Origin of the sequence: Streptomyces virginiae (assembly GCF_000720455.1) — a bacterium.
GTDB lineage: Bacteria > Actinomycetota > Actinomycetes > Streptomycetales > Streptomycetaceae > Streptomyces > Streptomyces virginiae.
In genome coordinates this window covers 204,354-220,534 of record NZ_JOAK01000010.1, presented here as the reverse complement: position 1 = coordinate 220,534, position 16,181 = coordinate 204,354, and the positions used below count along the sequence as shown (strand labels likewise).

Sequence of the window (16,181 nt, the reverse complement as noted above, 5' to 3'; positions counted from 1 at the left end):
TCAGACTCGCTGATTTCAACGGCGGGCGATAACCACCAGATGCTTGGAGTACTGGCCGTAGGGGGCCCCACCAAAGTCACCGTACAGGGAGACGTCCGCGAAGCCCGCAGCCTGCAGCATCGCGGTCAGTTCCTCGCCCGAGTACAGCCACGACTCATAGGAAAAGTCACGTCGGCCCGCGCTGTCGACGACAATCCAGCGTCCGCGCACACGCCGCCAGTCGTCGATCACGTGCCGCTCTTCGAGGTAGAGCGTCCCGGCACGCTCCGTCCACGAGCGCTCCGCCGTCTGACGGGCGTTGTACGTCTCTCGAGAGCGGAGGTGAAGGACCAATGCACCCCCTTCACGCAGCGAGGCACAGGCCTGACGCAGCACCGCCTGGTTGTCTTCCTGGTCGGGGAAGTGACCGAAGGACGACCACAGGTTGAGCACCAGGTCCACTGGTTGCTCGCTGCGGTACCGCCTAGCATCGGCGCGGACGAACGTGGCTTCGACGCCTGCCTGGTCGGCCAGTTCGCGTGCGGTCTCCAGATAGCGCTGCGTGCTGTCGACACCGATCACTTGGTGACCGCGAGCGGCGAGCGGCACCGAGTGCCGGCCCGGGCCGCAGCACATGTCCAGGATCCGCGCAGACGGTCCCAGACCGACCAGCCGTTCCAGCTCGGCAGCCTCACGCTGGCCCCGGCGGATGCGGTCCTCGTCGAAGATCACATCCTGGAGCTCGGCCCAAAACTCTTCTGTCGTCGACCACTGACCGGCCTGTTCCTCAGACATCCATTCGCCTTTCAATCCGTATCGTCGTGTTTGTTGCGCAGCGCATCAGGGCCGGGTCCATCCCCGAACCCTGGGACGGCTGTTCGCTATGCTGTGGCGCATGGAGTCTCCCCGCCCCTCCGTGCGTGTCGTGTGCGTTGATCCCGACCAGCGGATCCTGTTGTTGCGCTGGCGTGATCCCGCAACCGGGAACTACATCTGGGAGCCGCCGGGCGGCGGCATCGAGGCAGATGAGGACGCGCTCGCCGCGGCCCGACGCGAGCTGAACGAGGAAGCCGGGCTCCTGGACGTCTCCATCGGCGAGCGCTCCGTCATCGTTTCGCGGAAACTCAGGTGGAACGGCGTGGATTTTGCCGGGGAGGAAGCCTTCTTCCTGTGCCTGCTCTCTTCGGCGTCCGAAGTCCGCCCGGGTGGACTGGAACAGTACGAGGCCGAACAGCTCCAGGAGCACCGATGGGTGCCGTGGCACGAGCTGGGCCACCTCCCCGACCCGGTGGAGCCACCGCAGCTCCTCGAGGTGCTGACGGAGCTGGTTCCCGACGGCCCGTGGGCTATGGGCTCGGCCTGATCGGTGAACGACCTTCCGGCGCTAACGCCTTGATCGATTCCTTGGAGAGACGTTCTCGGCGATCACGGCCCTCATGACGCCCGGAAGTCCGTTCCGGACGTCATGAGACTCCACGACGGTCGAGCTCGGGCGATCTCCGCGAGCACCAGATCAAGCCCGCGCCGCACGTTTTCTTCCACGGGCGCGTCTCGCACCGTGTGGACGATCCAGCCGTACTTCTGCGCGAACGCGTGGAAACGGCGTGCAGAAGCGGACTGCAACGCGATGAACCCTTCGTCCCCAGGCCGTCCGGCGGTCCGCAGGTCCTCCAGTACGCCGACGGCTCCCGACTGCCCGAGTCGCCACTGCAGAGCCAGTTCCACCGGACCGTCGACCAGGATGCCCACGTCAGGACTCAGCGCACCGCCGCCGAAGAACGCCTCAACGGGTTTGAAAAGGAAGTCAACCTCTTCAGGAGAGTACGGGCTGTTGGCATTTGCTGTTGTCAGCTCGCTAGCGAGCAGGTACTCCTTGAGGACATGCTTGTAGGGAAAGGTTTCCTGGACTACGACCTCACCACGTTCCAGTGCGGGGCGGATGACCTCCGCGTGCAGGACTACGTTGCCGGCGAACTCCACGAGCGCCGCAGCGAGCGGTCCGCTGGGGGACGACGCCGTCGCTCGAAGCCGACCGAGCTGGTCCTCGGAGCGTTGCGCCGTCCACTCCTCATACCGCTCGGGGAGTATCACGTGCTCGTCTCGGTCGACGGCACCGCCGAAGAGCAGCCGAAACGTGTCCATCCATAGCGTCCGCAGGGCTTGCTGTGGCCAAGCGGGCAGGTCCGCGTCGAGGCACGAGCGCCAGGTAACGGGAGTGACTGTCAGTCCGCGCCCTCGCAATTCAGCCACCAGCTGTTCGGACAGTGTCGACTTGCCGATTCCGTCCACGCCGAGAAAAGAGATGTGAAGACCGCGGCGTTCAGCCGTTTGTGGATGGAACATGATCGCTCTCCCGTAATGTCTGGGATTCCCCTGTAGATGCACTTTGCGTGCCGACCCGGCTGGTTTCTGATGCGCGCCATTGCCGCTCGTAACAGCAGGCTGCACCTGCCGCCAGATGAAGTTGATGATCACGCTATCAGCACTTCCGCCCCATTTCGACCTGTCATGCGATTCGCCTGATCGCCGCATTGCCTCCATGGACTTGACCTCGGCGTGCACCAACCCATGATCCTCCACGACGACCGTCATTCCGGGCCAGCCTTCGTGAAGGCGGTTTCGTGAATGGAAGACGGCTGACCAGAATCCGTTGCGAGCGGCTCAACACTCCAGACAAAGGCGCGCGATAGCCCAGCATACATACGCGACAGCCCGGAATATGGGGCATCTCAGACTTTAACTGATACGGGAGGAGCATTTTTTTGCCGAAGATCTCGCCGGCAACTCACAGTCACGATAAGCGGAGGGCCTGATACCCCTTTGGCCGATTTCGGCGTTCGGAATCGCGGGTTCCCCACCCCCGGCCCCGTTTGTGATCAGACGAGATTCCGCCAGTCGGAAATAGGCCAACCAAATTTCCTTGTCTCACCGTTGAAACGCCGCCTACGTTTGCGCCTTGAGTATTTGGATCACGGGTTGAGCAGTAGCGGGGATGCCCGCACTGCGGGTGCGATGGGGGATTATGTCTGCAATCGGGGGTTGGCGGCTTTGGCGTGCCGTAGCGACGGCCCTGGGTGCCGTAGTCGTGGGTGTCTCACCCGGGCACGTGCCGGGGGCTGCGGCCGCTACGGCTCAGGCGTCGGCGAGCGAGAGCGAGAAGGCACTAAAGGCCGCTGCCGAGTTCGGCAAGCCGGTCGAAGTGGTGGGCGAGCGCACGGAGTCGACGACGACGTATGCGAATCCGGATGGCAAGTCCTTCCGGCTGGACACTTCGGCCGTTCCGATCCGGGTTAGAGCAAAGGACGGTGCTGGCTGGGTGGCGCCCGACGCCACTTTGGAGGTGCGCCCCGACGGCATGGTGGGCCCGAAAGCCGCTGTGGCCTCGGTCGGTTTCTCGGGCGGCGGCGATGGGAGCCTGGTCACCATTGAGCATGCTGGACGGTCGATGTCATTGGGCTGGCAAGGCGGCGAGCTGCCCAAGCCGGTGCTTGACGGTGACAGCGCCGTGTACCAGGAGGTGCTGCCCGGCGTCGATCTGCGGATGACGGCGTCCTTGAAGGGGTTCCGCGAGGTCCTGGTGGTGAAGACACCGGATGCGGCGAAGAATCCGAAGCTCCAGCGTATCGAGTTCGACCTCAAGGCGAAGGACGTCCGGCTCCTCTCCGCCAAGGACGGCGGGCTGTCCGCCACAGACGCCAACGGCAGGCCGGTGTTCAAGGCGCCCCCGGCCCTGATGTGGGACTCGAAGGGCCTGTCCACCGCGCCGGCCATGTCGCCGCAGGCAAAGGTCGCCGCGGCCAAGAGCGAGGGCCGCACCCTGCCTCAGGCGCTCGCCGGGGCGGAGCCCGGCAGTCGTCCCGTCGACGGTCCTGCTCCCGGCTCGGGGGCGGCGAACATGCCCGTCCAGGTCGACGTCGACTCACTGGCCGTCGTACCGGACTCCTCACTGCTGAAACAAAGTGACCCCGCCGCCTTCCCCCTGTACATCGACCCTTCCGTGGCTCTCGACGACGGCACCGAGCACACCGCGCTCCGCAACGACGGCGTCTCGTTCTGGAACTGGGACAACGGCAGCGACGACATGGGCAAAGGCATGGGCAAGTGCGGCTCCTGGGCCGGCTACTACTGCGGTCCGGGCTATGTTCAGCGTCTGTACTTCGAGTTCTCGCCGAGCAAGCTCGTCGGCAAGGAAGTCCTGAGTGCTCGTTTCCGGGTAACCGAGCCGTGGGCCTTCCAATGCGAGGCCCGCAACGTCTGGCTGGTCCGCATGGACGGGGAGATCTCCCCCTCGACGACCTGGGGCAACAAGCCCAACTACGCCGACCTGATGGGCGACCGCTGGCTGTCGGCCGGCCGGGGCTCAGCGTGCGATCCCAACTCGCCTGCCGCACCTGTCGAGTTCTCCGACAACCTTCCCGACGAGCCGGACGAGAACCTCACCCCCACCGTCCGCGACTTCGCCGACGGCCGCTACAACCGTCTGAACCTGGAGCTGAGGGCCGAGGACGAGTCGGATACCGCCGCGTGGAAGCGCTTCCGCAACGACGCTGTTCTGTCGGTCGACTACATCGGCAAGCCCAACACCCCCATCTACGTCGGCCTGGTCACGGGCGCGGGGGAGATCTGCTCGAACGACCCGGCCAAGCCGTCGATCGTATCCGACCCGACGCCGGCCATGACCGCGATCACCGAGACCGTGTGGGGCGGCGAGTCCGGCGCCCAGCTGCGGATCCTCATGCAGACCGAGAGGAAAGAGACCAACGGCACCTGGACCCCGGTCAAGGCCAACGGATCCGATGCCGACTACGTCAGTCGGCCATCCTCGGGATTCGTGGGAGACAACGTCAAGGTCACCAGTGACCCGCCCGCCACGCTGACGGACGGCGCCCAGTACCGCTTCCGGACCTGGACCCGCTCGTACGCGGACGGCCACGAACGAACCAGCGCTCCCAGTGCGGACTGCTACTTCAAGGTCGACTCCAGTGCCCCCAAGGCCCCGACGGTCACCTTCGGAGCTCCGTACAGCCAGTGCACCAGCACCGCGTGCACGGCGGCCGGCAAGCCCGGCCAGGCGGGTCAGTTCACCTTCGCTCCGGCGAGCGGCGACACCGTCACGGCATTCCAGCACAAGCTGTCCACGGACACCACGTGGACCGAGATCGCCGGCTCGAACCCGACCGTCTCGATCACTCCCCCGCTGTCGGGGACGATGAAGCTGAGCGTGAAGGCCAAGGACGCCGTGGGGCGATGGGGCGCGACGAAGATAGTCGACTTCGTGGTCAAGGAGGGCCCCAACCCGATCGGCTACTGGACCTTCGACGAGACCTCCGGCCAGGCCATCGACACGTCGACCACCGACCCGGCGCTCAGGAACAACATGTACCTCACCGCCGGAGCCCAGCGCCCCGAAACCGGCCGAAGGGGCTGGGTGCAGACGCCCACCCCGCACGAGGACCGAGCGCTCCAGCTGACAAACGGCCAGTACGCAAACAGCGCCAAGCCGGCGTTCGAAACGCGCGGCTCTTTCACCGTGGCCGGCTGGGTCCGCCTGGACCGCACGGACGGCACCTTCTCGATGCTCGGCCAGAGCGGCAAGAACTTCAGCGGTGCCGCCATCACCGCCGCAGCCGGCCAGCCGTGGTCGATGCAGATGGCCACCGACGACACGGCCGGCGGTACCGGCGCGATCAAGCGACTGAACGGCCTGAACCCGGCGCAGGCCGGAGTGTGGACCCATGTCGCCGCCACGTACAACGAGTCCACCGACCTCGCGAAGCTGTACATCAACGGGCAGCTTCAGGGCCAGATGGCCGTCACCAACCCCATCGCCTCCACCGGAGTCATGGCAATCGGCGCCGCCAAACAGTCCGGCACCTGGTCGGAGCAGCTCCCAGGCCGGATCGACGAAGTCAAGGTCTGGCAGGACGAGAAGAGCGCCGACGAGGTCAAGCAGGACTCCTCGCTCATCGACCCGGCGACCGGCAAGCCCCATGTCGACCTGGCCGGAGCCTGGGACCTCACCGCGGCCGGCCCCACCTACCCCGACACCTCCGGCAGCGGCCGCGCCCTGACTGCGACCGCCGGTACGCCCGTCACGGGCGGCGCCCTGGTCCTGAACGGCTCCACCCAGGCGGCCACAGCCGCGGGTCCGGTCGTCGACGACACGGGTTCGTTCACGGTGACCGCGGAGGCCAAGCTCGACAACGCAGCCCTGCTCGGCAAGCCGAACGGCTACAAAGCCCAGGTCATCGGCCAGCGCACCGCCAGCGGTTCCTCCTGGAGTTTGTGGTTCGAGAAGACCGGCACCCGGCAGGAGCCGGACGAGCAGGACCCGACCAAGATGGTGAGCTTCACCGAGGGAACGTGGCACTTCGGCCGGCTGACGGCCGACGGCACCGGTACCTCGGTGGTCAGCGACAGCCTGGCCGCGCTCAACGCCGGCGCCCAGGTCACCGGTGTCCATAACGCCCAGGACGGCACCATCACCCTCTACGTGGGCGCAGCCGGGCAGGCCCAGCCCAAGGCCTACACGGCCACGGTCGGCAACGGCGAGCTCGCCGTCGGCAAGGGCTTCACCAATAGCGCCTGGGCCCACTTCCTGCCCGGTCAGATCAAGGGAATGCGCCTGTGGACCGGCGCGATGAAGGACTCCGCGCAAGTCTCGAGCATCGTCCTCAGCGCCACCGGCTGACGGCCACAAACCCAACCACCGCTGTGCCGTGGCCGCCCTATCGGGACGGCCACGGCTCTCACGCCCCTTTTTTCCTTTTCTTTGGAGCGTTCATGTCCAGCCGTTCACCAGGCGGAGGAATCCGCCGTCGGCTGCCCCTGGCAGTCGTCCTGGCCCTGGCCCTCACGGTGCCGGGAGCCCTCGCACCCGTTGCCGTCGCAGCCGACCGTCCCGGCGCCCCGAAGACAGCCCCGCACAAGGACGCCAAGGTCCGGGCGGTCAAGGCTCAAGGCGCCAAGGAAGCCCGTGAGCTGGTCGCCAAAAACCAGGCCGCCAACAAGGCACAGGCCGAACGAGCCCGCCGGGAGGCCAAGACCGCCTGGCCGAAGGCCGCCACTTTGGTCCTGGACTCCTCGGCCGCGCGCGCGGGCTCCCGACCGCTGGTCGACGTACGGCCCATCGCGCGCGTGAAGAGCCCGCTGCTCCGTGCCGGGGCCCCCGCGGGCCCGGTCGCGCCCGCCGCTCCGACCCAGACCAGCCGCGGCGGGAAGTCCACCGTCAAGGTGCTCGACCAGAAGGCAGCAGACCGGGCCGGCATCACCGGCGTGCTGTTCTCTGCCACCGCCGACACCCCCGGCCCGGCCCAGGTCAGCATCGACTACGGATCTTTCGCCTCCGCCATCGGCGGCGGCTGGTCGCAGCGCCTCGGCCTGGTCACCCTGCCAGACTGCGCACTGACCACACCCGAAAAGCAGGAGTGCCGCAAAACCACCCCGCTGCCCTCGGTCAACAGCCTGGTAAACCAGACCGTGACGGCCGACGTGACCTCACTCTCCGCCGGCCCCGCGGCCGCATCCACGCCGACGGCCAGAAGCACCGCGCCTGCTGCTCAGGCCCCGGCCGTCTTCGCGTTGATGGCCACGGAAACGGCCTCGACCAAAGGCGGGGGCGACTACGCAGCGACCCCTCTCGCAGCATCCTCCAGCTGGGAATCCGGCGCATCCTCCGGCGCCTTCACCTGGTCCTACCCTCTGGCAGTCCCGCCGGCTGCAGCCGGTCCCGTGCCCGCGCTCTCCTTCTCGTACAGCACCGCCAACATCGACGGCCGGACGGCAAACTCCAACAACCAGGGCTCCCAGGTCGGAGAGGGCTTCGACCTGACGTCCTCCTACGTCGAGCGCAGGTACGGATCCTGTGACGACGACGGACAAACCGACAAGCACGACTTCTGCTGGAAGTACGAGAACGCGACCCTGGTCCTGAACGGCAAGGCCACCGAGCTCGTCAAGGACGATGCGACCGGCAAGTGGCGCATGAAGAACGATGATGCCTCTCAGGTCACCTGGGGCAGCGGCGCCGAGAACGGCGACGGTGACGGCGAGTACTGGAAGGTCGTCACCGGCGACGGTACGACGTACACCTTCGGTCTGAACAAGCTCCCCGGGGCAGGCTCCGAGCGCACCGACTCCACCTGGACGGTCCCGGTCTTCGGCGACGACGCCGGCGAGCCGGGATACGGCAAGGGCTCCAGCTTCGCGGGCCGCTCCGAAGTACAGGCCTGGCGCTGGAACCTCGACCTGGTCCAGGACGTCCACGGCAACGCCGCCACCTACTGGTACAAGGCCGAGACCAACAACTACGCGAAGAACGGCGACAAGACCAAGCTCGCGGCGTACACCCGGGGCGGCTACCTCTCCGAGATCCGCTACGGCCAGCGCGCCGACGCCCTCTTCAGCGGGACGCCCTCGCACAAAATCGTCTTCGGCCACAATGAGCGCTGCTTCGGCGCAAGCTGCGACGACCTGACCAAGGACAACGCGGACAACTGGCCCGACGTCCCGTTCGAGGCGCTCTGCTCGGCGACCGAGACCGACTGCCGTGCACTCGCCCCGGACTTCTTCACCCGCAAGCGCATAAACAGCGTCAGCACGTACGCATGGTCCACCGCCCCTGAACCCGACGGCTACGCGCCCGTCGACATCTTCGACCTGACCCAGGAGTACCTCGACCCGGGCGACCTCGGGGACACCAGTGACCAGACGCTGGTCCTGAAGTCGATCAAGCGCACCGGTAAGAACGGCGATACGACCGAGGTTCCGCCGGTGGACTTCACTTACCACATGAAGCCGAACCGGGTGGACGTCGACGGGGACGACATCGTCCCGCTCAACCGCCCACGGATCAACACGATCACGTCGGAGGCGGGCGCGATCACCACGGTCACGCTGTCCGACCCGCAGTGCCTGCGCGGTACGAAGATGCCGGCGGCCGAGGACGACAACTCCCTGTCCTGCTATCCGGTGTACTGGCCGATCAACGGCGGTGACCCCAAGCTCGACTGGTTCCACAAGTACAACGTCAGCGCCGTCACCATCGCGGACCCCGCCGGACAGAACGACCTCCTCGAGTACTCCTACGAGTACGCCAACCCCGGATGGCACCACAACGACGACCCGCTGACCCCCGAGGACGAGCGGACCTGGTCCGACTGGCGCGGCTACGGCAAGGTCACCGCCTATACCGGCGCCACCGGCAAGACCCGCTCCAAGACCGTCAAGGTCTTCATGCAGGGCATGCGCGGGGACAAGCGCAAGGGTACGACCGACACCCGTACCACCGTCACCTCCGCCATCCCAGTTGCCGGCCTGACAATCCCCGACGCGAACGACGAAGACCAGTACGCAGGCTTCCAGCGCCAGCAGGTCACCTACGACGGCCCCACTGCCCTCTCGGTCACCGTCTCGGACCCCTGGAGCAAGGAGACCGCTAGCCGGCAGGCGTCCTACACGAACGCCAAGGCCTACTACGTCGGCACGGCGAGCGAGTACTCCCATACCCTCCTCACCGCGACCAACACCTGGCGCACAACCCGCACCGAGACTGCGTACGACGACGTCTACGGTATGAAGACGCAGACCTCGTCGCACGGCGACACGGCCAAGACGGGCGACGAAACCTGCACCCGTGTCTGGTACGCCCGCAACGATGCGAAGGGCATTACGTCCCTCACCTCGCGGACCCGCACCGTCGGCGCCCTGTGCTCCGTCACCGACGACAAGCTGAGCATGCCGGCCACCCCGGCGACCCGCGGCGACGTGCTGTCCGACACGGCCACTGTCTACGACGACAGCGCCGCGACTACCTGGACTGCGAACCAGACCCCAACCCTGGGCCTGGCCACCTGGACCGGGCGTGCCCAGTCCTACCCGGCGGCCAGCGGTAACGCCGACCGCAACCCGGTCGGCGCCGACGGCTGGCAAACCACTTCCCGGACGGTCTACGACACGGCGGCGGCCAAGCTCGGCCGCCCGCTGACCACCGTCGACGCGGCCGGGAACACGACCACCACCGCGTATACGCCTGCTGCGGCCGGTCCGCTGCAGGTCGCCGTGGTCACCTCGCCCAAACTCGCCGCCAACGGACAGCAGTACAAGACGTACACCTACACCGACCTGCGTGGCTCCGTAGTGCGCTCCATTGAGGCCAACATGGCCTCCACCTACAACCGCTACGACGGCCTGGGCCGGATCACCGCCACCTGGCTCCCCAACCGGGCCCAGTCCCAGTCGCCCAACTTGAAGTACGACTACCTGCTGGAGCGTGGCAAGCAGCCGTGGACTTCGAAGGGCACCCTCGCCGCCGACGGTAGCTACAAGACCATCTACTCGATCTCCGACGCCCTCCTGCGCCCGCTCCAGACCCAGATCTCGTCACCGGGCGGCGGCCGGATCCTGACCGACACCCGCTACGACTCGCGCGGTCTGGCCTACGAGTCCTACGCGGACATCTGGGACAAGGACAAGGCGCCCGAGGGCGTTTACACCCGGGCCGAGTACGGCAGCACCCCCGCCCAGACCCAGACGGTTTTCGATGGGCTCGGCCGTGCCACAACCGTGGACCTGCTGGTCTACGGAGTGAAGAAGCAAACCACCACCACCGGCTACACGGGCGACTCGACCTCCAAGACGGCGGTACAGGGCGGCACAGCCACCCGTACAATCACCGACGCGCTCGGCCGGACGACGGAGGTCCGCACCTACGGCGGGACCGCGCCTAACGACCCGGCGTACGGCGGCACCGCGCCCGGCACCCCGTATACGAGCGTGAGCCACACCTATACAAAGGACGGCAAAGCAGCCACGCTCACCGGCCCCGACAGCGCGAAATGGACGTATACCTACGACCTGTTCGGGCGCACCGTCACCACCACCGACCCCGACAAGGGGAAGAACACCACCACCTACACTGCTCTGGACCAAGTGGCGACTGCCAAGGACGCACGCAACACGGTCCTGGAGTACAGCTACGACGAACTCGGCCGTAAGACCGGCCTGTGGGCGTCCCCGAAGTCCGACGCCACCAAGCTCGCGGCATGGACGTACGACACCGTCCGCAAGGGCTCCCCCTCGGACGCCATCCGATACGTGGGCGGCCTGAACGGTAAGGCCTACATCAAGTCCGTCATCGCCTACGACGTCCTCGGCCGTCCGGCGACGACCCGTCTCACCCTCCCCTCCGACGACCCGCTCGTGACCTCGGGCGCCATCACCGCGACCTCCGACCACACGGAGACCTACCGGCTCGACGGCACACCGAACACCACGGCGTCCCCCGCGGCCGGCGGTCTCCCCGCCGAGACCCTCCAGGTGAACTACACCGCCCTCGGCCTCCCGAAGGGACTGTCCGGCACCACGGACTACGTCCAGAACGCGTCGTACTCCCCGCTCGGTGACATCGAGCAGCTCACCCTGGCCCGCTCCGCGGCAGCCGGCGTGCGCAAAACGTTCATCGGCAACACCTACGAGGAGGGCACGCGCCGTCTGCTGAAGTCCACGGTGAACGACCAGACCCACAACGGCATGCTGCAAGAGCTGACCTACAAGTACGACCAGGCCGGCAACGTACTGTCGATCTTCGACTCGGCCCCGCTCAGCGGCTTCACCAAGGCCGACAACCAGTGCTTCGCCTACGACGGCCAGCGCCGCATGGCCGAGGCCTGGACACCGAAGACCGCGGACTGCTCCACCGCCGGACGCACCGTCGCCAACCTCGACGGCGCCGCGCCCTACTGGAACAGCTACACCTACACGGCATCGGGCCAGCGGGCCACGGAGAGGACCAACACCGGCACCCCGCAGACCCGCACCTACTGCTACGACCCGGCCCGTCCGCACGCCCTGGCGTCCACCACCACCGGTGGCACCTGCGCGGGTGTCACCCCGCAGTACGCCTATGACGCGACGGGCAACACCACCAAGCGCGCCGAGACCCCGGGCAGCGCCACCTCCCAGACCCTCGTCTGGGGCGCCGAGGGCAAGCTCGGCAACCTGACCGAGGGAGCCGCGGCCACGGACTACGTCTACGACGCGGAGGGCGAACTCCTCATCCGCCGCGACCCGGCCGGCGAAACGATCCTGTACACCGGATCCAGTGAGGTGCACCTCAAGGGCGGCAAAAAGTGGGCCGCCCGCTCGTACAGCATCTCGGGCGTCAAGGTCGCAGTCCTGACCAACGAAAGCGGTACCGCCAAGCTCTCCTTCGTGGCGGGCGACGCCCACGGAACATCCTCCCTCGTGGTCTCCGCGGACGACACCCAGACAGTGTCCAAGCGGTACACGACCCCCTTCGGCTCCGCACGCGGGCCGGCGGCAGCCAACTGGCCGGAGGACAAGCGGTTCCTCGGCAAGCCGGAAGACAAGAGCACGGGCCTGACCCACATCGGCGCACGTGAGTACGACCCGGCCCTCGGCCAGTTCCTCAGCGTCGACCCGGTCCTGGCCCCGAACTCCGCCCAGTCCCTCAACGGATACGCCTACGCGGACAACAACCCCGCCACGACCGCCGACCCGACGGGCAAGTGCGCGGAGATCGACTGCCCGACGCGGCCCTGCCCCTCCTGCAACAACACGACGCCGGGTCACACACCCCCCGCCGACAACGAGGACTACGACGAAGCCGACGACTCGATGCACGGCGGCACGGAGCACGGGGGCAAGACCTTCACGACGTATGTGGACCCGGGTGAAGACCGCGGCATCATCATGATCCGGTACTACATCAACACCTACGACGCCATGTCCATGATCCCGAAGTTCCCCATGCTGCTGGGTGACAACCGCGGCCCGACCGACGACCCGAACGCCGCCTACCGCATGGTCCTCTGGTGGGACACAGCTACCGGCGAAATCATCTTCAACGTGGCACCGTCCCACACGATGCCGGGCAAGCGCACCATCTCGTCTTACGCGACCGGCGGCGCCCCCATAGAGACGGAAGCGTCCTCCGAGATGGTCCCCGCTGTCCCCATCCTGTTCAACCACAGCGCCTTTCGGACGCTGACAGGCAAGAACGTGCTCCAGGACCACGGCTCCACTTCGGAGTCACTCAAGTTGAGCGTGCACGCTGTGCAGCCGGTCCTGTGGGTCGGATCGGTCGACAACTGGCTGAACGTCACGCCCACCAAGGATTCCGTGTCCGTGAGCCGCACAGGCAACGCGTATCCCGACATGGAGGTCGTGCAGTACCAGAGGCACCACAAGCCGCGATGGATCGCCCACGACAGCATGGCCCACACCACCGGCTACGATGCCCCCGACGGCCTAGACGGCCTCTTCTACAAGGACCGTGATCACCGAACGTGGGTCAATGGAACCTGCACGAAGAGCTGCTGAGAGGAAGCTGTTATGACTACGGGAAAGTGGCTGTGGGTCTGCCTACAGCGCTACGCCATAACCGCAGCTCTCGGCTGGGTGGCCGCGGCCCTCGTGCTGCCCGTTCTAGGCGACGACCCCTTCTGGGCATCGTTCGGCGCCGGGCTGGGAATGGGACTGATCGGGGTGCCGCTCCTGACGGTCGTGACCATGTTCGTCCTCGTCCTGCTGGCCGGTCGGCGGTTCGAGCCGCCGACCGGCGGTCCCTCGCGGATCCGGGGCGGCTGGCTGATCATGCTGCCCCTGCTCCTGCTGCTGCCCGTGGCCCTGCTCGTGCCACTGCAGTACCTAATCGTGCTCGGCGCGCAGCTCGTATACCTGATGTGGGTGCTGCCCTGCCAAGACGCCCGCGACACAGCAGACGTGCTGCGCTCTCTCACCGACCCGGCCGTCCCCGCGGAGCAGCGGGCCCGGATGGCACGGGCTGTCGCGGCACTGCAGGGCAGGCCGGTCGTCGAAGCCCTGGTGCAGGCCACCGCCGACGCAGAGCCGGAGGTCGCCGAGGCGGGTCTGGAGACCCTCTGCACCATCTGGCAGCGCGACGGAGTCGTCGGCGAGGACCTACTGCTGAAGCTCGACCCGCAGACCCAGGACCGCGTCCGGGCACTCGGCGTCAGGGTGCGCAACCCTTGGTGAGAACGGCAGCGATCCGCCTTGCCTGACACGGGTCCGGCCCTCACGAGGCACTCGGGAGGGCCGGGCCCTTTCAGCCGGACGGGAACCGCAGGCTTCGGCCGACGCCCTGAGCACGCTGCCCGCCATGGAGCGCCGCTGAACCCCTGGCCACCCGTCGCCGACAGCCACCAACGACCGTTCCGCAACCACTGGTACACGTCTTACTACTTGCGCTCGCCCTTCGAAACATCCTCGCCCCAGTTCGCAACACCTCGTCCGCTGCCGACGCCAGTTCCGCCATCGCCCCCGACTGAAGCGACCGTCTCCAGCGTGATGCGGTCATCGCAGTACCGCACAAGGTGATCGAGCGATGGTGCTCTCGCACCGCCGACAGGTCGTAGCGAGTGAAGTCGTCGGCGATAGAGATCAGCTGGGGTGCGCTCCACTGCACCTGCGAAGCGACCGTCGCCCCAAGGCGCTGACCCGACAAACAGAAGTTCGAAAGTGTTTCGGTCGGCACCCGACCCAGCACACCAACTACGCAACGTGACCACTCTAAATGGAGTGTCCGCGCCACCCACAGGCTCCATCGGCACCCCCAGATTCGCGGAAGCCGCCTCCCAGGCGGACCCCATAGCCCGGCCCGAGAGGCGGCTTTTTCGTGCGTGACGTCACGTCAGGAAGCGGGCCGGGCGTGCGTCAAACGTGCGTCACGTGCGTCAGATATGCGTCAAGATATCGCCCGTAACGCACGTAATGCACACTCGGCAAAGCCGCAGGTCAGCGACCCTTTTCGGCGGGCTCAAGGATCGCGACGCACTCGACATGGTGGGTCATCGGGAAGAGGTCGAAGACGCGGAGGGTGCGGGGCTTGTAGCCGTGTTCCTTGAAGTAGCCCAGGTCGCGGGCCAGGGCCGCCGGGTCGCACGCCACGTAGGCGATGCGGCGGGCCGAGAGGCCCGCCACGTGGCGGACCGTCTGCTTGCCCGCGCCCGCGCGCGGGGGGTCCAGGACGACCAGGTCGCACTCGGTGATGCCGGTCTTCGGCAGGACCGTCTCGACCTTGCCCTGTTCGATGCGGACCCGGGGGAAGTCCGCCAGGTTGTGCCGGGCGTCCTCCACCGCACGCTTGGTGGACTCGATGCCCAGGACGGCGCCCGTCTCGCCGAGGCGCTCGGCGAGGGCCCCGGCGAAGATGCCGACGCCGCAGTACAGGTCGAGGGCCATCTCGCCCTTGCGCGGCATCAGGCCCTGCATGACGGCCTTGATCAGGGTGTCCGCGGCCTGCGGGTGGACCTGCCAGAAGCCGCCCATGCCCACGCGGTACGTACGGCCGTCCGCGCGCTCCCGTACGAAGGGGCGGCCGTGGACCCGGTGGACGCCGCCGTCCTTCTCCTCCACGCGGAGGACGGAGACCGGCTTGTCGAGCTCGACGAGCGGGAGGCGGCCGCCCGGGCGCGGGGTGAGGACGACCTGGCGGTCCTGGGAGCCGGAGGCGGCGATGGCCTCGACCGTGGCCATCTGGGGCCAGTCCTGCTTCTCGATGCCCAGCTCGCTGACGCCCAGCGCCGCGATCATGCAGTGGTCGATCGGCTCGATCTCGTGCGAGCGGTGCTTGCGCAGGCCGACGGTGCCGTCCTCGTCGACGGCGTACTGCACGCGCGTGCGCCACTGCGGCACCTGCCCGGCCGGAAGCTTGTCGCCCTCGGCGGGCATCACGGTGCCGTCCCAGCCGGCCTCCTCCGCGGTGAGCCCGGCCAGCCGCTTCAGCTGCTCGGCGACGACCTCGCCCTTGAGCCGGCGCTGCGCGCCCGGCTTGGCGTGCTGCCAGTCACAGCCACCGCACTTGCCGGGGCCGGCGTACGGGCACGGGGCCTCGACGCGGTCCTTGGAGGCGTCGAGCACGGTGATCGCGTCGGCGCGCAGGAAGCGGGAGTCCACGTCGCCCTCGGTGACCTTCGCGACGACCTTCTCGCCGGGCAGGGTGTGGCGGACGAACAGGACCCGGCCCTCGGCGGTCCGGGCGATGCAGTGACCGCCGTGCGCGACGGGGCCGACCTCGACCTCGTACTCCTCCCCGACCAGTGACTGCTTCTCGTTCTGCTCCGTCATGGCGGGGAGGCTCCAAGGATAAGAAAGACCAAAAAATGAACGGCCGGACGACCGACCCACCAGTTTACGTGGATCTCGTCCGGCCGTTCACCAAC

The 16,181-nt window shown here is 67.3% G+C and carries 7 protein-coding genes; 4 read left to right on the top strand and 3 right to left on the bottom strand.

All coding sequences use genetic code 11. The features are described 5' to 3' along the window. Window positions 1–15: 15 nt before the first annotated feature. Window positions 16–774, bottom strand: a complete 759-nt coding sequence (locus IG86_RS0117815) for a class I SAM-dependent methyltransferase (protein WP_051785248.1) — start codon at window positions 772–774, stop codon at window positions 16–18. A 100-nt stretch (window positions 775–874) separates the two neighbouring features. On the opposite strand from IG86_RS0117815, the gene IG86_RS0117810 reads away from it, so the two are divergent. After that, a complete protein-coding gene (locus IG86_RS0117810; protein WP_030897866.1) occupies window positions 875–1,342 on the top strand; it encodes an NUDIX domain-containing protein in 468 nt (155 codons plus the stop codon). Window positions 1,343–1,413: 71 nt separating this feature from the next. Here IG86_RS0117810 and IG86_RS42995 read toward each other — a convergent pair whose 3' ends face one another. After that, entirely contained in the window at window positions 1,414–2,571 is a 1,158-nt protein-coding gene (locus tag IG86_RS42995) for a nucleoside/nucleotide kinase family protein (RefSeq protein WP_157854843.1), read from the bottom strand. Between the two features lie 853 nt (window positions 2,572–3,424). Here IG86_RS42995 and IG86_RS0117800 point away from each other — a divergent pair. The 3 genes from IG86_RS0117800 (at window position 3,425) to IG86_RS0117790 (ending at window position 13,995) form a co-directional block, all read left to right on the top strand. Further along, the gene (locus IG86_RS0117800) at window positions 3,425–6,670 is read left to right on the top strand and encodes a LamG-like jellyroll fold domain-containing protein (protein WP_244305910.1); all 3,246 of its coding nucleotides are present in this window, start codon (window positions 3,425–3,427) and stop codon (window positions 6,668–6,670) included. A 92-nt stretch (window positions 6,671–6,762) separates the two neighbouring features. Further along, window positions 6,763–13,320: an RHS repeat domain-containing protein gene (locus IG86_RS45055; protein ID WP_051785246.1), complete on the top strand. Its 6,558-nt coding sequence runs from the start codon at window positions 6,763–6,765 to the stop codon at window positions 13,318–13,320. Between the two features lie 12 nt (window positions 13,321–13,332). After that, the gene (locus IG86_RS0117790) at window positions 13,333–13,995 is read left to right on the top strand and encodes a hypothetical protein (RefSeq protein ID WP_030897855.1); all 663 of its coding nucleotides are present in this window, start codon (window positions 13,333–13,335) and stop codon (window positions 13,993–13,995) included. Window positions 13,996–14,754: 759 nt separating this feature from the next. On the opposite strand, the gene IG86_RS0117785 is transcribed toward IG86_RS0117790, so the two are convergent. Continuing rightward, window positions 14,755–16,086, bottom strand: a complete 1,332-nt coding sequence (locus tag IG86_RS0117785; protein ID WP_030897852.1) for a class I SAM-dependent RNA methyltransferase — start codon at window positions 16,084–16,086, stop codon at window positions 14,755–14,757. Between the last annotated feature and the right edge of the window lie 95 nt (window positions 16,087–16,181).